The organism is Maritimimonas rapanae (genome assembly GCF_057837205.1).
In genome coordinates this window covers 13,281-34,962 of record NZ_JBYQFI010000001.1, presented here as the reverse complement: position 1 = coordinate 34,962, position 21,682 = coordinate 13,281, and the positions used below count along the sequence as shown (strand labels likewise).

The 21,682-nt window shown below is 32.1% G+C and carries 23 protein-coding genes and 2 tRNA genes; 8 read left to right on the top strand and 17 right to left on the bottom strand.

Annotated features, from left to right (window positions below):
* Positions 1–9 precede the first annotated feature (9 nt).
* Both rpoN and AC3IF2_RS00160 read left to right on the top strand, forming a co-directional pair.
* Positions 10–1,461 (top strand): RNA polymerase factor sigma-54, encoded by a 1,452-nt coding sequence (rpoN, locus tag AC3IF2_RS00165; RefSeq protein ID WP_489164978.1) that lies wholly within the window; start codon positions 10–12, stop codon positions 1,459–1,461.
* A gap of 1 nt (position 1,462) precedes the next feature.
* Positions 1,463–2,077, top strand: coding sequence for a hypothetical protein (locus tag AC3IF2_RS00160; protein ID WP_489164976.1), 615 nt, complete (start codon positions 1,463–1,465; stop codon positions 2,075–2,077).
* Here the strand turns inward: AC3IF2_RS00160 and AC3IF2_RS00155 are convergent.
* The 7 genes from AC3IF2_RS00155 to AC3IF2_RS00125 form a co-directional block, all read right to left on the bottom strand.
* On the bottom strand, positions 2,065–2,742 hold the full coding sequence (locus AC3IF2_RS00155) for a porin family protein (protein WP_489164975.1): 678 nt from the start codon (positions 2,740–2,742) through the stop codon (positions 2,065–2,067). The two genes, AC3IF2_RS00160 and AC3IF2_RS00155, sit on opposite strands and share 13 nt — an antisense overlap.
* Positions 2,743–2,818: 76 nt before the next feature.
* The gene (locus AC3IF2_RS00150) at positions 2,819–3,292 is read right to left on the bottom strand and encodes an ExbD/TolR family protein (RefSeq protein WP_489164974.1); all 474 of its coding nucleotides are present in this window, start codon (positions 3,290–3,292) and stop codon (positions 2,819–2,821) included.
* 5 nt (positions 3,293–3,297) lie between these two features.
* The gene (locus AC3IF2_RS00145; protein WP_489164973.1) at positions 3,298–3,888 is read right to left on the bottom strand and encodes an ExbD/TolR family protein; all 591 of its coding nucleotides are present in this window, start codon (positions 3,886–3,888) and stop codon (positions 3,298–3,300) included.
* A gap of 4 nt (positions 3,889–3,892) precedes the next feature.
* The gene (locus AC3IF2_RS00140) at positions 3,893–4,342 is read right to left on the bottom strand and encodes a hypothetical protein (protein WP_489164972.1); all 450 of its coding nucleotides are present in this window, start codon (positions 4,340–4,342) and stop codon (positions 3,893–3,895) included.
* 8 nt (positions 4,343–4,350) lie between these two features.
* Complete coding sequence (locus tag AC3IF2_RS00135; protein ID WP_489164971.1) at positions 4,351–5,088, bottom strand: MotA/TolQ/ExbB proton channel family protein; 738 nt, start codon at positions 5,086–5,088, stop codon at positions 4,351–4,353.
* A 74-nt stretch (positions 5,089–5,162) separates the two neighbouring features.
* Positions 5,163–5,249, bottom strand: a tRNA-Ser gene (locus AC3IF2_RS00130).
* Positions 5,250–5,327: 78 nt separating this feature from the next.
* On the bottom strand, positions 5,328–6,359 hold the full coding sequence (locus AC3IF2_RS00125; protein WP_489164970.1) for an asparaginase: 1,032 nt from the start codon (positions 6,357–6,359) through the stop codon (positions 5,328–5,330).
* A gap of 176 nt (positions 6,360–6,535) precedes the next feature.
* Between AC3IF2_RS00125 and AC3IF2_RS00120 the strand changes: the two genes are divergently transcribed.
* On the top strand, positions 6,536–7,228 hold the full coding sequence (locus tag AC3IF2_RS00120) for a zinc metallopeptidase (RefSeq protein WP_489164969.1): 693 nt from the start codon (positions 6,536–6,538) through the stop codon (positions 7,226–7,228).
* Positions 7,229–7,272: 44 nt separating this feature from the next.
* Here the strand turns inward: AC3IF2_RS00120 and AC3IF2_RS00115 are convergent, their stop codons facing one another.
* From AC3IF2_RS00115 to pdxA, 7 genes are all read right to left on the bottom strand, one after another.
* Complete coding sequence (locus tag AC3IF2_RS00115) at positions 7,273–7,737, bottom strand: Lrp/AsnC ligand binding domain-containing protein (protein WP_489164968.1); 465 nt, start codon at positions 7,735–7,737, stop codon at positions 7,273–7,275.
* Between the two features lie 81 nt (positions 7,738–7,818).
* The gene (gene accC, locus AC3IF2_RS00110; RefSeq protein ID WP_489164967.1) at positions 7,819–9,168 is read right to left on the bottom strand and encodes an acetyl-CoA carboxylase biotin carboxylase subunit; all 1,350 of its coding nucleotides are present in this window, start codon (positions 9,166–9,168) and stop codon (positions 7,819–7,821) included.
* Between the two features lie 27 nt (positions 9,169–9,195).
* Complete coding sequence (gene accB, locus AC3IF2_RS00105; protein WP_489164966.1) at positions 9,196–9,672, bottom strand: acetyl-CoA carboxylase biotin carboxyl carrier protein; 477 nt, start codon at positions 9,670–9,672, stop codon at positions 9,196–9,198.
* A 30-nt stretch (positions 9,673–9,702) separates the two neighbouring features.
* Positions 9,703–10,704 (bottom strand): beta-ketoacyl-ACP synthase III, encoded by a 1,002-nt coding sequence (locus AC3IF2_RS00100; protein WP_489164965.1) that lies wholly within the window; start codon positions 10,702–10,704, stop codon positions 9,703–9,705.
* 172 nt (positions 10,705–10,876) lie between these two features.
* The gene (rpmF, locus tag AC3IF2_RS00095) at positions 10,877–11,071 is read right to left on the bottom strand and encodes a 50S ribosomal protein L32 (RefSeq protein ID WP_489164964.1); all 195 of its coding nucleotides are present in this window, start codon (positions 11,069–11,071) and stop codon (positions 10,877–10,879) included.
* A gap of 2 nt (positions 11,072–11,073) precedes the next feature.
* Positions 11,074–11,604 (bottom strand): YceD family protein, encoded by a 531-nt coding sequence (locus AC3IF2_RS00090; RefSeq protein WP_489164963.1) that lies wholly within the window; start codon positions 11,602–11,604, stop codon positions 11,074–11,076.
* 75 nt (positions 11,605–11,679) lie between these two features.
* Positions 11,680–12,720: a 4-hydroxythreonine-4-phosphate dehydrogenase PdxA gene (gene pdxA, locus AC3IF2_RS00085; protein WP_489166896.1), complete on the bottom strand. Its 1,041-nt coding sequence runs from the start codon at positions 12,718–12,720 to the stop codon at positions 11,680–11,682.
* A gap of 113 nt (positions 12,721–12,833) precedes the next feature.
* On the opposite strand from pdxA, the gene AC3IF2_RS00080 reads away from it, so the two are divergent.
* Positions 12,834–13,418: a riboflavin synthase gene (locus tag AC3IF2_RS00080; protein WP_489164962.1), complete on the top strand. Its 585-nt coding sequence runs from the start codon at positions 12,834–12,836 to the stop codon at positions 13,416–13,418.
* Here the strand turns inward: AC3IF2_RS00080 and AC3IF2_RS00075 are convergent, their stop codons facing one another.
* From AC3IF2_RS00075 to AC3IF2_RS00065, 3 genes are all read right to left on the bottom strand, one after another.
* Entirely contained in the window at positions 13,419–13,646 is a 228-nt protein-coding gene (locus tag AC3IF2_RS00075) for a PID-CTERM protein-sorting domain-containing protein (RefSeq protein ID WP_489164961.1), read from the bottom strand.
* 137 nt (positions 13,647–13,783) lie between these two features.
* Positions 13,784–13,857 (bottom strand) — tRNA-Ile (locus tag AC3IF2_RS00070).
* A gap of 61 nt (positions 13,858–13,918) precedes the next feature.
* Positions 13,919–14,887 (bottom strand): polyprenyl synthetase family protein, encoded by a 969-nt coding sequence (locus tag AC3IF2_RS00065; protein ID WP_489164960.1) that lies wholly within the window; start codon positions 14,885–14,887, stop codon positions 13,919–13,921.
* Positions 14,888–15,012: 125 nt separating this feature from the next.
* Between AC3IF2_RS00065 and AC3IF2_RS00060 the strand changes: the two genes are divergently transcribed.
* Genes AC3IF2_RS00060 through AC3IF2_RS00045 form a run of 4 tightly spaced genes read left to right on the top strand, consistent with a single transcriptional unit; the run spans position 15,013 to position 21,655 of the window.
* Positions 15,013–15,618: a TetR/AcrR family transcriptional regulator gene (locus AC3IF2_RS00060; protein WP_489164959.1), complete on the top strand. Its 606-nt coding sequence runs from the start codon at positions 15,013–15,015 to the stop codon at positions 15,616–15,618.
* A 2-nt stretch (positions 15,619–15,620) separates the two neighbouring features.
* Positions 15,621–16,940 (top strand): TolC family protein, encoded by a 1,320-nt coding sequence (locus tag AC3IF2_RS00055; RefSeq protein ID WP_489164958.1) that lies wholly within the window; start codon positions 15,621–15,623, stop codon positions 16,938–16,940.
* Positions 16,941–16,948: 8 nt separating this feature from the next.
* Positions 16,949–18,130: an efflux RND transporter periplasmic adaptor subunit gene (locus AC3IF2_RS00050; protein WP_489164957.1), complete on the top strand. Its 1,182-nt coding sequence runs from the start codon at positions 16,949–16,951 to the stop codon at positions 18,128–18,130.
* Between the two features lie 9 nt (positions 18,131–18,139).
* Positions 18,140–21,655, top strand: a complete 3,516-nt coding sequence (locus AC3IF2_RS00045) for an efflux RND transporter permease subunit (RefSeq protein WP_489164956.1) — start codon at positions 18,140–18,142, stop codon at positions 21,653–21,655.
* The last annotated feature ends 27 nt before the right edge of the window (positions 21,656–21,682 follow it).

Here is a 21,682-nt window from a genome sequence, read left to right as displayed (position 1 = left end):
TAAGTTTATATGTTAAAACAACATTTACAATATAAATTATCACAAAAATTATCTCCGCAACAGATTCAGTTAATGAAAATGATTCAGTTGCCGACACAAGCTTTTGAAGAAAAGATTAAGCAAGAGATTGAAGAGAATCCAGCTTTAGAAAGTGGCAAAGATGAAAAAGATGATTTTAGCGATTCAAGTCAAGATGAGTATGATGATTCTGGTAGTGAATCGATTGAAACTGATATTAATATCGATGAATATTTGAGCGATGATGAAATGCCTAGCTATAAATTGCAAACCAATAATTATAGCAGTGACGATGAAGAAAAACATATACCATATGCCGCAGGCACTTCTTTTAATCAACATTTAAAAAACCAATTAAATACGTTTCGTTTAAACGAACAAGAACGTCAGATAGCTGAATTTTTAGTAGGTAGTATAGATGAAAGTGGTTACATAAGAAGATCCGTTGAAGATATTGTAGACGATCTAGCTTTTACTGCTAATGTATACACATCTGATGATGAGGTAAAACAAATGTTAGATGTTGTTCATCAGTTAGATCCTGCCGGTGTTGGTGCCAGAAGTTTAGAAGAATGTTTATTGATTCAATTAAAAAGAAAGGAAGAATCTGAAAATAGAGTTTTAGCAATAAAAATTCTTGAAAATGCTTTTGATCATTTTGTAAAGAAACATTACAAGAAATTACTTCAAAAGTTTGATATTTCTGAAAAACAATTAAAGAATGCTATTCAAGAAATTGAAAAATTAAATCCAAAGCCTGGTGGTTCTTACGCAAATTCAAATAAGATTGTCGAGCAAATTGTACCTGACTTTTCTATAAGAATTATTGAAGGAAAATTAGAGTTGACTTTGAATTCTAGAAACGCTCCTGAGTTACATGTTTCTTCTGAGTATAATAATATGCTTAAAGGCTATAAAGAGTCTAAAGACAAATCTAAATCTCAAAAAGATGCTGTTCTTTTTATTAAGCAAAAATTAGACGCCGCTAAGTGGTTTATAGATGCAATTAAGCAACGTCAGCAAACATTGTTATTAACTATGAATGCTATTATGCATCATCAAGAAGAATATTTTTTAACTGGTGATGAGCGAAAGTTGAAACCAATGATTCTTAAAGATATTGCCGATAAGATTAATATGGATGTTTCTACTATATCGCGTGTAGCGAATAGTAAATATGTTGATACTCCTTATGGAACTAAATTGATAAAAGAATTCTTTTCTGAATCAATGAAAAATGAACAAGGTGAAGATGTTTCTACTCGAGAAATTAAAAAAATACTTCAGACGGTGATAGAGGATGAAAACAAGAAGAAACCTTTAACCGATGATAAACTAGCAGCATTACTTAAAGAAAAAGGATATTTGATCGCTCGTAGAACTGTTGCAAAGTATAGAGAACAATTAGGTATATCTGTAGCTCGTTTACGTAAAGAGATCTAAAATGTTATTCTGGCGAGCTATATCTTATATTTTTCATCCTGTTCTATTTTCTACTATAGCTTCCTTTTTATATTTTATTATTACTCCAAATCACATCCCTGACGAAAATGAGCGTGCTGTTTTAGGTATCGTATTTGTAACAACTTATATTATACCTGTTCTGCTTTTATTCTTCCTCAAAAAATTTAAGCTCATAGAAAATTACCATTTAAAAACTATTGAAGAAAGAAGGTTTCCAATAATATTTATGATTTTTTTATTCTTCTTGTTAGGAAGGCTCTTATTAGACCCTAAATTTGTAGACTTGCTCGCTTTTTCTTTTTTTGGATGTGCATTGGCATTGATAATAGTTTATGCCTTATTTTCTCTAAAAATAAAATCTAGCTTACATACATTGAGCATTGCTGGTTTAATAGGATTCACGGCAGTTTTAAGCTATCAATATGAACTAAACTTACTCTGGCTTATAATCTTTTTATTTATTCTTTTTGGAATCATTGCTACATCAAGATTAAAATTAGATGCCCATAAAAATTTGGAAGTTTATATTGGTTTCTTAATAGGATTGGTAGCTCAACTTGCGGCTTACAGCATGTACTTAAACTATAGTATATAGAAAATTAAACCTATTCTTAATTCTCTAATATCAATTTTTTCGTTTGAAGGTGTAAGGTTAGCGTTAGAAAAAACTTTATTTAGTCCGTAATAAACATTTACATTCCAAGTGCCATATCCCGCTGCAAAAGTTAACCCATATTGGAATTTATTTACCTCGTCTATTCCTTTGACTTTAATTGTAGTTCCTTGTTTTAATTTCGCGTTAGAAGAAAAGATATAACCAAATTTAACACCTGTATATACTCTCCAAAACTTATAGCGTGTAGGTGTTGATTTTCTCCATCGAATTTCAAAAGGCACTTCAACACTATGTAATGAAAACTTATTTCGAGAAAAAGATTGTCCTTTTATAGATTCAAAAACTGTATTGTTATTTAATTCAGCTATTTTAAGGTTCTGAAAATATGTATTTCTTCCATATCCTAATCCTAACCCAAATCCAAAATTTCGTTCTTCATTGAGAGGGATATCTTTAATAAAACCAATAAAAAAACCATTAGAAAAACCATTAGAAGAAATACTATCTGGTCTTTTATTCATAATATTATATGAAATTCCAAAATAGATTTGATCTTCTAAATACTTAGTATCAACACTAGAGTCATTGGTTTGCGCAGCGCTATACAGGCAAAAAAACAGTAGTATAAATGTTACTTTTTTCATGGTCTTATAGCAAATGTATCAAAATAAAAAAAGGCAATCAATTATTGATTGCCTTTTAATTTATATACTAATTTAATTAGTTCTTAACATTATCTAATGCACTTCCCTTAAGCGTAGAATAATTAATCTTAAGAGCATTTACATCTCTTAATTTTTGTTTAATATCAGTAATTGTACCAACATTAGCATCAACATCTGCTTTGATAGAAGTTGTTAGTTTAGGAATATCTTCTTCTGAGTGTTTAGCTCTTACACCAAAAATAAAAGCTGGAACTTCATCAACAGAAGCGATTTTATCGTTTAATTGTATTTTATCTCCTTTGGTAGTTCCATCTTTAGATTTACCAACATAGATATAATTCACCAAACTCTTCTTTTCTAACTTTTTAACTTCAGTGGCTTTTGGTAATTGAGGCTTTTTAATTTTCATTTCAGTCTCACGCATTACCGTAGTAACCATAAAAAAGAATAGTAACATAAAAACTATATCTGGTAAAGATGCCGTAGATATACCTGGCATTCCTTTTTTCTTCTTTTTAAATTTAGACATATTCTTTATTTTGTTGGTTCAGCCTCAGAAATAATTTGAGGATAAATTTCTATTTGAATTTCCTTTTGCTGCTCTCTTGTAAGATCATCAAAATTCCTACCATATTTTTCATTAGAATACCTATTCCTTAGATCATTATAAGCACCTACCAGCTCATTTTGCACAGCAATATAAGTAGCATAAGATGTACCTCTATCGCTTTGTAAAGAAATAATTGCTTTTTTTGGATGATCTGATGAAGTAGGATCTTTCTCTCCTTTACACCAAGTACAAACCTTAAGGTTTTCATTAGCCATGTCAGCAGCGGTACCACCTCCATTATCAATGAATTTCATGGCTGCTTCTCTTATTTCATCAACTTGCATGTACTGATCACCTTCTACTAAAATTTCATTGCGTCTATTGATATTAACTTCAAAAACGTTCTTTTCCTTTAATATTGGTGGAGTAATATCCTCTGGTTGTTTTTCTGGCAGTTTGCGAGGAATCCCAGTATCAATATCCATAGTAGTAGTTACTAAAAAGAATATTAATAGTAAGAAGGCAATATCTGCCATCGATCCTGCATTAATTTCTGGGGTGTCTCTTCTAGCCATAAATCTATTTTAATCTTTTAAAGAAACCTAAAGCAATGGTTACAAGACCTATTGCTCCTAAAATTCCAGTAAATGTTATCAATGTACCAACCCATTTGGAAGTACTACCAGCTTCTCCTCCTTTAACAACATTACCAAAACCATCTATAACCGCATCACCTGAAGACATAAAATACGATATAGCTAATAAAACTCCAAGAGCCGCTAATCCCATTAAGGTCTTTTTAAGGTTTTGAGGATTTTTAACCAGATTTAAAACTGATAAAATCACTGTGATTGCAGCAACTATAACAAGTAACCAAAATGCAAACATTACAAATGCATTGGCAACACCTTGTTTACTAGGATCACTTTCAATAGCATCACTACCTACCATCATCATACGAACTAAAAATATAATTCCGATGATGCCTACAGCAGCAGCTACATATTTAAATATTTTATACGTATCCATAGTATTGATTATTTTTTGTGTCTAACCAATAGGTCAACAAGTGAAATTGAAGCATCTTCCATATTATTTACAATACCGTCTACTTTAGAGATAATATAGTTATAAAATATTTGAAGAATAATTGCTACAATTAAACCGAATACTGTAGTTAATAATGCTACTTTAATACCATTTGCAACAATACCTGGAGAAATATCACCAGCAGCAGCAATTGCATCAAAGGCATCAATCATACCAATTACAGTACCCATGAAACCAAGCATTGGCGCTAACGCAATAAATAATGATAACCAAGAAATATTCTTTTCTAATAATCCCATTTGTACACCACCATAGCTTACAACAGCTTTTTCAGCTTGTTCTACACCTTCATCCATTCTATCTAAACCTTGATAGAATATTGAAGCAACAGGGCCTTTAGTGTTTCTTGCAACTTCTTTAGCAGCTTCTACTCCACCAGAAGAAAGTGCATCTTCTATACTACTTACCAATTTACTAGTGTTAGTAGTAGCCATGTTTAAGTAGATAATTCTTTCGATTGCAATTGCTAAGCCAAGAATTAGTACAACTAGAACGATACCCATAAATAATGGGCCACCTTCGATAAAACGTTGTTTAATAACTTGATGAAATGTTTGCTCAGCCGCAGCTTCTTCTTGCATTACAGTTGCAACAGCCGCAAAGCTATTTTGAACTGAACCTAAAAATAATCCTGTGATTGCTAGGATAGTAAATACTTTTTTCATTGTGTAAATCTTAATTAATTAAATTAGTTAACGGGTTAAAGATATAAATTTTTATTAAAAAATGCTATTATCTGCGGAGAGAAAGGGATTCGAACCCTCGATACAATTTCTCGTAAACATGCTTTCCAGGCATGCGCCTTAAACCACTCGGCCATCTCTCCTAAAAAATTGCTTTTTTTAATTTAAGGATGAGCAAGTAACAAAAAAAAAATTGTTTAATGAAAATTTTAAGATAAAAATCAGCTCATTTCTCCTCTTAAAGGAGTTTCGAAAATAGTTTTAAAATCTTGTTTTGGAATATCTTCTCCTAAAAGATACATAAGTTTGGCAACCGCCGATTCTGTAGTAATATCTTTACCATTTATCAATCCTATTTTTTGTAGTTGTACACTCGTTTCATATTGCCCTAATATAACACTACCTCCGGCGCACTGAGTTACATCTACGATAGCTAATCCTTTTTGTAAGGCTTCTTTTAATAAATCTATAAACCATTTTTCTGAGGGTGCATTACCCGATCCGTAAGTTTCTAGAATTACTCCTTTTAAATCAGGAATGCTCAAAATACTTTCAACCACATTCTTTGTAATGCTTGGAAACAATTTTAATATTACTATACTATCTTCTAAACGTTTTCTAACTGTAAACTCTCCATCTTTAGACTCTTTAAGTAATGAGTTTTCATCAAATTTTAGATGCACGCCACTTTCAGCTAGTGCAGGATAATTCGGTGATGTAAATGCCTCAAATTGCTCGGCATTAATTTTAGTAGTACAATTAGCTCTATATAATTTGTATTCAAAATAGAGACCTACTTCTTTAATGTAAGGCTCGTTTTGCGGATTTCTTGCTGCTGCTATTTGAACTGCTGTAATCAGGTTTTCTTTAGCATCGGTTCTTAAATCACCTATTGGTAATTGAGAACCTGTAAAAATTATTGGTTTCTTTAGGTTCTCAAACATAAAACTAATTGCCGAAGAAGTATATGACATAGTATCTGAACCCGTAAGCACAACGAAACCATCTTTATTATGGTAATATTTTTCGATGATGTTTACTATATCTATCCAATACCTGATGTTCATATTAGATGAATCAATGGGCTCATCAAAAGAAACAGATTCTATATTACAACTCAATTGATTCAGCTCTGGTATTTTTTCATAAAGATGATTAAAGTCAAATGCTTTTAGTGCATTACTCTCATAATCTTTGATCATACCAATGGTACCTCCAGTATAAATCAGTAGTATTTCAGGAACTTTTGTCATGCTCTTGTTTTTGTTAAAATCAAATTGAAATAAATGTAATTTCTTTATTTTCAATATAATAACATTATTTTTTCTTCCAAAAAGAAGAAATTAAGAATCCTTTTAAATTTTGGAATAATTTATGTTGTAAATTTATCAAGATTATTAAATTAACAACTAAAAACAATATAAATATTATGATAGGATTTTATGCAATTATTGGTGTTATCGCTCTCGTGAGCTGGTTGATAAGCAATAAATTAAAAAGCAAGTTTAAATATTATTCTAGAGTTCAATTGCGCAATGGCATGAGTGGAGCAGAAATCGCTGAGAAAATGTTAGCAGATCATGGCATTAATGACGTAAAAGTGATTTCTACTAAAGGAATGTTAACCGACCATTATAATCCAAAAGATAAAACTGTAAACTTAAGCGAAGGTGTATACAATCAACGTAATGCAGCTGCAGCTGCTGTAGCTGCACATGAGGTCGGTCATGCTGTACAACATGCTAAATCTTATGAATGGTTAACAATGCGTTCTAAATTAGTTCCTGTTGTTAGTGTAACCTCTAACATGTCGCAATGGTTAGTTATTGGAGGTATTGCTTTGGGCGCCGCTGCTGGTTTAGGTTTAGGATATTGGATAGCTATTGCTGGGTTAGTATTTATGGGGCTTTCTACACTATTTAGCTTCGTTACTTTACCTGTAGAATATGATGCTAGTAATAGAGCATTAGCTTGGTTAAAAAACAAGAATATGGTAAGCCAGGAAGAATACAAAGGTTCTGAAGATGCTTTAAAATGGGCAGCTAGAACTTATTTAGTTGCTGCTTTAGGTTCTTTAGCAATGCTTCTTTATTGGGCTTTCCAAATTTTAGGAAGAGATTAATTTAAACAATTATAAATTTAAAATCCTGCGAAAGCGGGATTTTTTTATATCTTAATTTGTCTATCTATTTGTTGTTCTAAAGATATAAAAGTTTCTGTTCTAGCCACACCTTTTATTAATTGTATTTGTTTGTTTAAAACGTACATTAAATGCTCATTGTCTTTACATAATACCTTTGCGAAAATAGCATAATTACCTGTGGTATAGTGACTTTCTATCACTTCATCAATCTCTCTAAGTCTTTTTATAGCCTCTTTATAAGTACTAGCGGCATCTAAAAAAATACCCACAAAAGCTAAAGTTTTATACCCAAGAACTTTAGGGTTTATTACAAATTTAGAACCAGCTAATAATCCTGACTTTTCTAATTTGCGTAACCGCTGATGAATAGCCGCACCAGAAATCCCTACTTCTCTAGCAATACCTAAAATTGGAGCTCTGGCATCAGTCATCAAATTTTTAAGGATGATTTTATCTATACCATCAATATGTAAGTCTTTTTCTTTCATATCATTCTAATTTTGATATAAAATTAAAAAAATAAAGGATATGCCTAAACATATCCTTTATAATTTGTTACAGTTTGAAATTTATTCGACTTCTTCTTTAATTACAAAGTCTTCCATAAACTTGGTTGTGTAATTTCCAGCCAAATAGTCTGGATGTTCCATCAATTGTCTATGGAAAGGTATGGTTGTTTTAATACCTTCAATAACAAACTCATCTAAAGCTCGCTTCATCTTATTGATTGCCTCTTCTCTTGTTTGAGCCGTAGTAATCAATTTAGCTATCATAGAGTCATAATTAGGTGGAATCATATATCCAGCATAAACATGTGTGTCTAAGCGAACACCATGGCCACCTGGTGCATGTAATGTTGTGATCTTACCTGGTGAAGGTCTAAAGTCGTTGTAAGGATCTTCAGCATTAATTCTACATTCAATTGAATGTAAATTTGGTGTATAGTTCTTACCTGAAATTGGAACACCAGCAGCAACTAATATTTGCTCACGAATCAAATCAAAATCAATTACTTGTTCGGTAATAGGATGCTCAACTTGAATACGTGTATTCATTTCCATAAAATAGAAATTTCTGTGCTTATCAACTAAGAATTCAACTGTACCAGCTCCTTCATATTTGATAAATTCCGCAGCTTTTACCGCTGCTTCACCCATTTTTTTGCGTAATGCACTTGTCATAAATGGTGAAGGAACCTCTTCAGTGAGTTTTTGGTGACGTCGTTGTACAGAACAATCACGTTCAGATAAATGACACGCTCTACCTGTAGAATCACCAACAACCTGAATTTCGATATGTCGAGGTTCTTCTATGAGTTTCTCCATGTACATATCATCATTTCCAAAAGCAGCTTTTGATTCTTGCCTAGCAGAGTCCCAAGCATCTTTTAAGTCTTCTTTTTTCCAAACTGCACGCATTCCTTTACCACCACCTCCAGCAGTTGCTTTAAGCATCACAGGATAACCAGTATCCTTAGCTATCTTTTCACACTCTTTAAAATCCTTAATAATCCCATCGCTACCAGGAACACATGGTACACCTGCTTCCTTCATCGTAGCTTTAGCTGTTGCCTTGTCGCCCATTTTTGAGATCATTTCCGCGGAAGCTCCAATAAACTTTATACCATGCTCTTCACAAATTTTTGAGAATTTAGCATTTTCGGATAAAAATCCATATCCCGGATGAATAGCATCTGCATTAGTAATTTCTGCAGCTGCAATAATATTTGAAATCTTAAGATAAGATTCGCTACTCGGAGCAGGACCAATACGAACTGCCTCATCAGCAAATTTTACATGTAGGCTTTCCTCGTCAGCAGAAGAATAAACTGCTACAGTTTTAATACCCATCTCTTTACATGTTCGAATAACACGAAGGGCAATCTCGCCTCTATTGGCAATTAAAATTTTCTTAAACATAATTTCTAATGTTAGGTTAGTAAGAAATTATGAAGGATCAACCAAGAATAAAGGTTGGTCGAATTCAACTGGAGAAGCATCATCAACTAATATTTTAACGATCTTACCTGAAATTTCAGATTCAATTTCGTTAAATAATTTCATCGCTTCAATAACACAAACTGTATCACCTACGTTAATTGTACTACCTACTTCAACAAACACTGGTTTATCTGGAGCAGGTTTTCTATACATAGTGCCAATAATTGGTGATTTAATTACTATATATTTAGAATCATCTGTTGGCGCTTCTGCTTTAGCAGGAGTTTCAGCAACTGGTGCAGGGCTACTTGCTACTGGAGCTGCTGGAACCTGAGCTACAGGCGCTTGTTGCACAATTGTAGTTTCTGTTTTACCAGTACCCGTTTTAACTGTAATCTTAACATCTTCCATTTCTAATTTCACTTCGCTAGCACCTGATTTTGCTACGAACTTTATTAGATTCTGAATATCTTTTAAATCCATTTTATTTTAGAGTTAGTTGTTAATCTTAATTTAAGAATTATAAGCCCATTTAAAGTAAATGGCTCCCCAAGAGAAACCACCACCAAATGCAGCAAAAATTATATTATCTCCTTTTTGGAGTTGTTTTTCGTAATCATTTAATAATAAAGGTAATGTAGCAGATGTGGTATTACCATATTTATGGATGTTCATCATCACTTTAGATTCATCTAATCCCATACGCTCTGCTGTAGCATCTATAATCCTTTTATTAGCCTGATGAGCGGCTAACCAAGCTACATCTTCTTTCGTTAAGTTATTTCTTTCAAGTATTTTTCCAGAAACATCTGCCATATTAAACACTGCATTTTTAAAAACAGTTCTACCTTCTTGTTTTACATAATACCCTTCTCCATCGCCAAAAACTTCACCTTTTTTGAATGGATGAACCGAACCTCCTTTTTGGACTTGTAAGAACTCTCTTCCTTCTCCATTAGTTCTTAAATATTCATCTTGCAAACCATAACCTTCAAAATTAGGCTCAAATAAAACTGCCCCAGCACCATCTCCAAAAATGATACATGTAGCTCTATCGTTATAATCTATCATAGATGAATTCTTATCAGCACCAATCAATAATACTTTTTTGTATTTACCAGTTTCTATAAAACTTGAAGCTACCGACATGCCATATAAAAAACTAGAACAAGCTGAATCTATATCAAATGAAAAAGCATTTGTTGCTCCTATACTAGATGCTACAAATGCCGCTGTTGATGCTGCCTGCATATCAGGCGTTGCCGATGCAACTATTACAAGATCAATTTCTTTAGAGTTAAGGTTAGTTTTAGAAATTAAATCTTCAGATGCTTTTATGGCCATAAATGAAGATCCTTTTCCGTCTTCTTTTAAGATTCTGCGTTCTTTAATTCCAGTTCTCGTGGTAATCCACTCATCGTTAGTTTCTACCATTGTCTCCAGAATCTGATTAGAAAGTACATATTCTGGAAGATACTTTCCTACGGCTGTAATCGCTGCAGTAATCTCGCTCATAATAGTTTAGTTTAGATAATTTTTTAAGTCTTATCTTTCACAAAAGTGGGGTCAAAGTAATAAAAATTATTTTGGTTTTTTGAAAAAAAAATGTTGTTTTTTGTCAATTTCTAACATAAAACATAAAAAAAACCCTCAAAAATGAGGGTTTTTGAAGATTTTTAGGTTTTAATTAAGCTTCAGATTCTGCACTATCAATTACTACTTGACCACGGTAATATAACTTACCTTCGTGCCAATGAGCTCTATGGTATAAGTGAGCTTCACCTGTTGTAGAGTCTACAGCTATTTGAGGCGTAGTAGCCTTATAATGAGTTCTTCTCTTATCTCTTCTAGTTTTTGATATTTTTCTTTTAGGATGCGCCATCGTTATTTCTTTTTATCTGTTAACAAGTCTTTTAACTTAGACCATCTTGGATCTGTATCTTGACTATTATTATTCTCTTTTGGTTGTAATTCTTCGAGTTTATCTAAAATATCTGATTGCAATGTGCCGTCTGCTATACCAGGATGTTCCTTTTTTAAAGGAACAGCTAAAACGATCATTTCGTAAATGAACTGGGAAACATCTAATTGATATTCTGAATGAGGAATAATCAATATTTCTTCGTTTTCGTTGTTAAACTCATCACCGAATTTAACAACTAAATCTAAAGAGGTTTCTATTGGTTCATGATAACGTTCGTTCGTTAGATCGCAAGCAACTTCTATATTGCCTTGAGTACTAAAACTTAATTCTAACAATGTACTCTTTTTAACAAAATCTAAATGTACTTTTATATCTGCACCTAAAATTTCGTCATAAGGATAAGACTCAAAGAACGTGTTGTTTACAACATAATCAAACTGATGAATTCCTTCTTTTAATCCTACAAAAGGAATAACAAACATTTTATCCATTTTCAATCAACATCAATTTGAGCGCGCAAAGATAAAAAATAATTATAATTCTAACTAAAAAAAATAAGTTTTTAATTACTTGCTTGCCACCAACTTATTCGCTTGTAATTTGCTATTAGCTTTTCGAGTATTATAAATTTTTATTCCTGTAAAAAGAGCCTCTTTAAAAGAGTTATGGTTTGCTTTGTTTTCACCTGCAATTTCATAAGCAGTACCATGATCTGGAGAAGTTCTTACAATACTTAAACCTGCTGTAAAATTAACACCATTGCCAAAGGATAAAGTTTTAAACGGGCCTAAACCTTGATCGTGATACATTGCTAAAACTCCATCAAAATTTTTATATGCCTCAGAGCCGAAAAAGCTATCCGCGGCATACGGTCCATATACTAATTTTCTTTCTTCTTGTATTTTATCTATTGTTGGTCTTATAATTTTATCATCCTCATCACCTATTACTCCATTGTCACCACAATGTGGGTTTAATCCTAAAACAGCAATCTTAGGTTTTGGGATTCCAAAATCTTGCTTAAGAGAATTATACATAATATCTATTTTCTTCTCTATTAATTCTGGAGAAATGGTTTCAGCAACTTTAGTGATAGGAATATGACCGGTAATTAAGCCAATCCTAATTTCATCAGTCATCAAAATCATCAAACTTTCTCCTTCAAATTCTGAATCTAAATATTCTGTATGCCCTTTAAAATCAAACTTATCTGACTGAATATTATGCTTATTAATAGGAGCTGTTAACAATACATCTATTTGCCCATTCTTTAAAGCTTTTACTGAACTTTGTAATGACAAAAAAGCATATTTACCACCGTCTTGAGTTTCTTTGCCAACTTCTACATTTGCAGGTTCATTCCAAACATTGATCAAATTCAATTTATTGTAAACAACCTTATTTAAATTATTTTGCGGTTGAATTTTTATATTATCGAAACCGAGTAATTTTTTATGGGCATTTACAACTTTTGAAGAACAGAATATAATTGGAGTACAAAAATCCAATACTCTCGAATCTTGAAATGTTTTTAAAATGATTTCTAGACCAATTCCATTAATATCTCCTACAGAAATACCTACCTTTATTTTTTCGTCTTTATCCATCATGTAATATAATAATTCCTATTTTTGAGAACTAAATAACACTTTGTTATTCAATAACGAAAGTAACAAAACTAGCTGAATAACATCCTTAAAGTTTACCTAAATAAATAATTATGTTTACTGGAATTATTGAAGATATTGGAGAAGTAATAGCTTTAGAAAATGAAAATAAGAATCTTCATATTTTAATAAAAAGTAATATCACACCAGAACTAAAAATTGATCAAAGCGTTTCTCATAATGGAGTATGTTTAACTGTAGTTGACATTAATGATTCCATTTATACTGTTACTGCTATAGACGAAACATTATCTAAGACTAATCTTGGAAATCTCAATATTGGTGATAAAGTAAATTTAGAACGTGCCATGAAATTAGGTGATCGTTTAGACGGACACATAGTTCAAGGGCATGTCGATCAAATTGGGAAATATATAGAAATTACTGAAGCTAAAGGAAGTTCGATTTTTACTTTCGAATATGATAGTGAGTTTAATAATCTTACAATAGAAAAAGGATCTATAACCGTTAATGGAGTAAGCTTAACCGTAGTTAATTCGAAGACCAACAGTTTCAGTGTAGCAATAATACCCTACACACTTGAACATACTAACTTTAAAACCTTAAAAGTTGGCGATATTGTGAATTTAGAATTTGATGTGATTGGGAAATACGTAGCCAGGCTTCTAAAAAAATAACTATTGTTTGTTTTCTCTTAGTCTTTTAATTCCGTAGGCAGCACCTAAAAATAGTAAAAAGCCTAATCCGCCATCTATAGGCAAACCTGGTGGTGTAGGTACACAACGAGTACAATTACCATTTGGCCTTGTACCAGGAGGACATGGTAGATTACATTGGGAATATCCTTGATAGATGCCAGAAAACAGCGACAAAAACAAGATTAAAACAAAATATTTTTTAAACATAAACTTCCCCTTTTTACTTAACAAGTAACGTTTAAAACGTTAATTAATTGCAAATATATAAATTCTTTTTAACCCTAAACTACTAATATAAGACTTTTAGTATTAAGTAAAGTTTAAATTTGCAATAAAACATGTTGTGGTCCCACATGGGCTCGAACCATGGACCCCCTGATTATGAGTCAGGTGCTCTAACCAACTGAGCTATAGGACCTATTTTGAGGGTGCAATATTACCAATAATTTATAATTTACACAATGATTAATTAAATACTTTTAGATCACTCTGTTCATTAAACTTTCACTTAAATTTCTAAAATCACTTACAGAGGTATTTGTTAATGATGAAGCCTCTAAAGCTTTTATTGCTTTATTTGTATAAAACTCAATTTCTCTATTAATCTCATTTTTAATATCATATTTATTAAAAATAGTAACAACATGACTTATTTTTGCTTCTTTAACAAAGCTTTCTTCTGAATATAATTCCTTTAATTTTATTTTATCTTTATTATTAGCAAGATCTAAAGTCTTAAGGTATAACCATGTCTTTTTATTTTCTATTATATCTCCTGCGTTTAATTTTCCAAAATCTTTTGTGCCATACACGTCTAAATAATCATCTTGTAGCTGAAATGCTACCCCTAGATTTAATCCAAAATTATATATATGTTCGGCATCTTTTGCAGAAGTATTTGCAATAACAGCACCCATTTTTAATGAAGCAGCTACTAAAACTGCAGTTTTATACTGAATCATTTTTAAGTACTCATCTATTTCAACATTATCTCTGGTTTCAAAATCTATATCATATTGTTGCCCTTCACAAACCTGCAGTGCTGTTTTACTATATAGTTTTGCTAATGCTTGAAATTTTTCTGCACTATAATTCTCAAATAGTTGGTACGCCAAGATCATCATGGCATCTCCAGAAAGAATTCCAGTATTTAAATCCCATTTTTTGTGTACAGTCTCTTGACCTCTTCTTAAAGGGGCTTCATCCATAATATCATCGTGAATTAAAGAAAAATTGTGAAACATTTCTACGGCTAACGCAGCATCTAAAGCTTCTTTATAGTTGCCACCAAAAGCTTCGCAACTCATCAAAACCAAGATTGGTCTTAATCGTTTGCCTCCAAGATTTAGTATGTAGTCTATTGGTTCATACAGACTCTCAGGTTCTTTTAACTCTACCCTTTCTGATAAATACTCTAAAAAAACAGATTTATATCTTTCTGTTGTCAAAATTTTAATTTTTTGTAAAAATAAAGTAATCAAATAGAAAGGAAATACTCAAATGTTAAATTTTTGTAAAACTTTGGAAACTTTTTTTGTTTTTAAAGTTTCCTGAATATATTTGCACTCGATTTATGAAAGGAAAAATTTTACATAAGGCAGGCGAAATGTTCTTAACTCTCGGATTTAAGAGCGTTACAATGGATGATATTGCTAATGAACTCGGAATTTCTAAAAAAACTATTTACACACATTTTAAAAATAAAACCGAATTAGTTCAGGCAGTTACATTTTCTCTTTTTGAAATTATATGCGATGGCATCGATGACATCTGTGATACCTCTAATAATCCTATAGAAGAGTTGTATGATATAAAGATGTTTGTAATGAATCATTTAAAAAATGAAAAAACATCTCCTCAACATCAATTAAAAAAATATTACCCTCAAATCTATTCAGTTTTACGTCTTAAGCAATTTGAAAAAATGAACGAATCTGTTCAAGAAAGTCTTCAAAAAGGAATAGATACTGGTTTATTTAGATCGACAATAGATGTAGGTTTTATTTCACGAATGTATTTTAATGGAATGACTGGAATTAAAGATGAAACCATTTTTCCTAGAGAAATATTTACTATGGAATATTTAATGGAAAGTTATTTAGAATATCACTTACGTGCAATCGTCACTAAGAAAGGATTAGAAATATTAAATCAATTTACAAACGAAAATCAATCATAATAATGAAAAGACTCATTATACTATCATTTATTTTTTCAATTGTGTTAGGTTTTTCGCAAGAAAAAGAAATGAGCTTCTCAATGAAAGAAGCCATAGATTATGCTATTAAAAATAGTTATAACACTAAAGTTGCAAATAATGATATCAATTCAGCTATTAAAAGGAAATGGGAAACTACGACAATTGGTCTACCTCAAGTTAACGGGAAAATCGATTATGTAAATAATCTAAAGCAGCAATTTCCTGGTGTGGATTTTGATAATGACGGAACCATTGATTTTGCCGCCAAACATAATATTACAGGTACTGTTTCATTAGAGCAATTATTATTCGATGGATCATATTTAGTAGGCTTACAATCAGCCAAAACTTTCTTGAAAATCACAGAGCAAGCTAAGGAGAAAACTGAGCTGGCTACTCGTGAAGCGGTTATAAACGCGTATGGAAATGTGCTAGTTGCAGAAGAGCGTATTGAGATTTTAAGGCGAAACAAAAAAACAGTTGACCGTCAGTTAAAAGGGGCAAATGAAGGTTATAAAAACGGGTTGACTGAATTAGAAACTGTTGAGCAATTTGAAATTACTCAAGGGAATATTATTGCTCAACAACGAAATGCAGATAGGAATAAAGAGATTGCTTATAAAATGCTTAATCTGTCTATAGGGAATCCAATAGATACAAAATTAAATTTAACAGATACATTAGATGATCTAGTTCTAAGCAATACAGATTTACAACTATTATCTAAAGAGTTAAATTTAAATAATCATATTGATTATAAAATCGCTGAAAATAACCGTGAGAGTAGTAGGTTATTATTAAAATTAGAAAAAAGCAAAGCTCTGCCAAGATTAAGTGCTTTTGTAAACTATTCCAAATTAGCTAATTCAAACTCGTTTACCCTGTTTAACTCATCACAACAATGGGTTTCTACCTCTGTATTAGGTGTAGGTTTAAATGTTCCTATTTTTAGCAGCCTAGGTAGAAGTGCTAAAACTCAACAAGCAAAAATTGCTTTAGAGAGTGCTGATATTCGTTTAGAAGAAACAGTACAACGCCTCAATTTACTAGAAGACCAGGCTCGTAGTAATTATGAATTAAGTATTGAAAATTACAAAACAGCTAAAAAAAATCTTGATTTATCAGAACGAATAGAAAGAAAACAAAAAATAAAATTTGACGAGGGAGTTACTACAAGTATTGATTTGCTGCAAGCTAGAAATCAATTGTATGCACAACAAAATAGTTATCTGCAATCTATATTAGATATTATTGCAACTAAAGCAAAATTAGAAAACGCACTAAACATTCCATTAAAATAATCTCAGTAATGAAATATATATATATAATCTTAATAATAGTATTAGCTCTTTCTTCTTGCGGAGGTAATAAATCGAAATCTGTAGAAGCTATTGTAGCTGAAGGAAATCTAGAAACCATACGAACGAAAAGATCAGAAATTGTAGCTCAACAACAACAAATATCTGAGCAATTAAAACAATTAGACGATAAAATAGCTGAATTAGATCCAACTCAAAAAATTCCATTGATCACAACTTTTAAAGCGAGTGAGCAAGTTTTTAATCACTTTTTGGAGCTACAAGGTAATGTTCAGACGAAACAAAATGTTTTGATATATCCTGAAATGCCTGGAACTCTAATTCGCATTTATGTAAAAGAAGGTCAGCGAGTTGGCAAAGGACAATTGTTAGCAAGCATAGACGATGGCGGATTAAGTAGTCAAGTAGCTCAGGTAGAAGCACAAACGGCATTAGCAAAAACTACTTTTGAGCGTCAAAAGAGGCTTTGGGATCAAAAAATTGGTAGTGAAATTCAATATTTACAGGCTAAAACCACATATGAATCTCAATTAAATGCTCTTAAACAATTAAAAAGCCAGTTAGCTAAGTCTACAATTAGGGCTCCTTTTACAGGTGTTATTGACGACGTAATTAAAGAGCAAGGTACTGTTGTAGCTCCAGGTCAAGGTTCTGAGGTTTTCAGAATTGTAAACCTTAGCAATATGTATATAGAAACTGATGTTCCAGAAAGCTATATAACCAATGTAGTTAAGGGTAAAAAAGTGGAAGTTGAATTTCCAGTTTTGGAAAAAACCATAGAGGCGAAAGTTCGTCAAGCGGGGAATTTTATTAACCCTGCAAATAGAACTTTTAAAGTTGAAGTTGGTATTCCTAATAAAGATAAAAGTATTAAGCCGAATCTTACGGCGAAATTAAAAATCAACGACTATACCAACGAAAAAGCATTGTTAATTCCGCAAAGTATTATTTCTGAAGATGCACAAGGTCAACAATATATATTCATTGTTAATGACATTAAAGATATTGATGGAAAACAACAAGGGGTGGCTCAAAGAGTGATTATTGAAACTGGCAAAACACAAGGAGATGTAATTGAAGTTTTAAAAGGTATTGAAAACGGAGCTCAGATTATTCAAGAAGGTGCTAGAAGTGTAAAAGACGGGCAAGAAGTAAAAATATTAAAAGCTTAAAAACGCATCATGACTCAAAAGCAAAAAAAGAAAGTCGATAAAGAGTTTGGTTTATCCTCTTGGGCTATTAATAATAAAACTACTATGTATGTTCTGATAGCTGTTATACTTTATTTAGGTATTTCGGCTTTCTTTAGCATGCCTAGAGAAAGTTTTCCTGAAATTAAAGAAACTAAAATTTATATCAGTTCATTATTTCCTGGAAACACTGCAGAAGATATTGAAAAGTTAATAACAGATCCTCTAGAAGATAGGTTAAAAACAGTTAGTAATGTTGTTGAGTTAACCTCTACTTCTCAAGAAGATTATTCTATGGTTATTGTTGAGTTTGATGAAAAGATTACAGTAGAAGAAGCCAAACAAAAAGTTAAGAACGAAGTTGATTCAGAAACTTCTAGTGAAGACTGGCCTACTTTTAATGATGCTAAAGTAGAGCCAAATGTGTTCGAGTTGAGTATGTCTGAGGAGATGCCTATTCTGAATATTAATATTTCTGGTGATTATCCTGTAAACAAACTAAAAGAGTATGCGGAATATTTACAAGATGAAATCGAAGATTTATCAGAGATTAAAAAAGCTGACATTCGTGGTGCTCAAGAGAAAGAAGTAGAAGTTGCTGTAGATATCTATAAAATGATGGCGGCAAAAGTGAGCTTTAATGATATTATTGGCGCAATTAATAACGGCAACTTAACTATGTCTGCCGGTAATATGGTTAGTAGTGGTCAGCGTAGAACCATTAGAATTGTTGGTGAAATAGACACACCTTCGCAATTAGAAAACTTTGTAGTAAAGTCAGAGAACAATAGCCCTATTTACTTAAAAGATATTGCTAAAGTTACTTTTAAAGACAAAGAAAAAACTACTTACGCTCGTGAACTTGGTGCTCCTGTTGTAATGTTAGACGTTAAAAAACGTTCAGGCAAGAACATGGTTGCTGCTGCAGAGCAAATTCAAGTAATTGTTAAAGATGCAATTGATAATGTTTTCCCTCAAGATCTAAAAGTTACCATAGCAAATGATCAATCTTCTAGAACTATTGGGCAAGTAGATGACTTAGTTAACAATATCATATTTGGGGTGATTTTAGTGGTTACCGTTCTAATGTTCTTTTTAGGTTTTAGAAATGCGCTATTTGTTGGTTTTGCTATACCTATGTCTATGTTTATGTCTTTAATGATATTAAATACCATGGGCTATACTATGAATACCATGATCCTTTTTGGATTAATTATGGGACTTGGTATGTTAGTAGATAATGGGATTGTAGTTGTAGAAAATGTATATCGTTTAATGGATGAAGGTATGCCAAGGGTTGAGGCCGCAAAAAAAGGAATAGGTGAAATTGCCTTTCCAATTATAATATCAACTCTTACAACTGTGGCCGCATTTGTGCCGTTAGGGCTATGGCCAGGTCTTATGGGGCAGTTTATGATCTACTTTCCAGTAACATTATCTGTGGTATTAGGCTCATCATTATTCGTTGCCATCTTCTTTAACTCGGTAATGGTTTCACAATTTATGAAAACCGAAGATCAAGAAATGCCGATGAGTAGAATGATCCGTATAACAGTAATTCTAGTTATAATTGGTGTTCTTATTATGATCTTTGGCGGTGCTTATAGAGCATTAGGCTCTTTGATGCTTACAACAGCAATATTATTATGGGGATATAGATTATTTTTAAGGGGGTGGGCAAATACTTTTCAAAATAAAATTTTACCTCGATGGGAACGATTTTATGAACGGATGCTTCGATCTGCATTAACAGGTTGGAGGCCATACGTAATCTCTATAGGTACTTTTCTATTATTATTCATTGCCTTTGGAGGGTTTGGTGCTTCGGTAGCTAGTCAGCGTACAAAAGTCGAATTCTTTCCTGACAATACACCAAATCAGATTATTGTTTATATAGAATATCCTCAAGGTACAGATATTGAAAAAACCAATATCATAACTAAAGATATTGAAGAGCGTGTATATAATATCCTTAATGACAATGCATATAAAGATGGTGATTATAATTTCTTAGTAGAAAGTGCAGTCTCTCAGGTCGGTGAGGGTGCAGGAAATCCTCAAACAGACGGGGGCTCTGCTGCAGAAATGCCACATAGGGGAAAGATTACTGCTTCAATGCGAGAGTATAAATATCGTAAAGGTGCAGATAGTAAAGAATTACAAAAGAAAGTACAGGAAGCATTAAAAGATATTTATCCTGGTGTTGCCATTTCGGTTGAAAAAGAAGCAGTTGGTCCTCCAGCTGGTTATCCAATTAATATTGAATTAGAAGGTAAAGATTATAATGAATTAATAGCTACCGCTGAAGAAATGCGCGATTATATAAATTCAAAAAATATTCAAGGAATTGACGAATTAAAAATAGATGTGAATAAATCGAAGCCTGGTATGTTAGTTCAGGTAGATCGAAAAAAGGCTGGTGAATTAGGTGTTAGTACAGGGCAAGTGGGCCAACAATTACGTAATTCTATTTTTGGTTCTAAAGCTGGTGTTTATAAAGAAGACGGTGAAGATTATGACATTTATGTTCGCTTTAACGAAGAAGACAAATACAATACAAGTGCTCTTTTTAACCAGAAAATAATTTTTAGAGATCAATCTTCTGGTACTATAAAAGAAGTTCCTGTTTCGGCTGTAGCAAAACAAAAAAACAACTCTGGTTTTAGCGCCATTAAGCACAAAGATGTAAAAAGAGTAGTAACAGTTTATTCCGCTTTATCTCCTGGTTATACTGACGCTGGAGCAATAGTAAATCAAGTTCAAAATGAAATGAAGAATTTTACTAAAAAACCAGCTACAGTAAAGATTGATTATACAGGTCAGATAGAAGAGCAAAATAAGCAAATGGCATTCTTAATGGGTGCTTTCTTTACAGGTTTAGGTTTAATATTCTTTATTTTAATATTTCAGTTTAACTCTGTGTCTAGGCCAGCAATTATTATGTTAGCCATCTTTTTAAGCTTAATAGGAGTTTTTGGCGGACTGATTATTTCTGGTGCTCCATTTGTAATTATGATGACTATGATGGGTATTATTTCTTTAGCAGGAATTGTGGTAAATAATGGGGTTGTTCTTTTAGATTACACGCAGTTATTAATTGATAGAAAAAAGGTTGAACAAAATGTAGATGATAATGATTATGTAGATGTTGATACTTTGAGCGAGGCAATTATTAGAGGTGGTAAAGCACGTTTACGCCCAGTTTTATTAACTGCCATAACCACTATTTTAGGATTAATACCGCTTGCTACTGGCTTTAATATTAATTTCTTTACCCTGTTTAGTGAGTTTAATCCTCATATTTATTTTGGCGGTGATAACGTAATATTCTGGGGACCTCTAGCTAAAACCGTAATTTATGGATTAATTATAGCTACTTTCTTAACATTAATTGTGGTACCTATTCTTTTCTTTTTGGCTACAAAATTTAAAATGTGGATAAGAAGTAAATCAGAAACTTCTACAGAGATCGCAGATGTTACATCTGATTTAGCTTTAGATAAATAAAATATTGTTTTGGTTAACAATGAGATG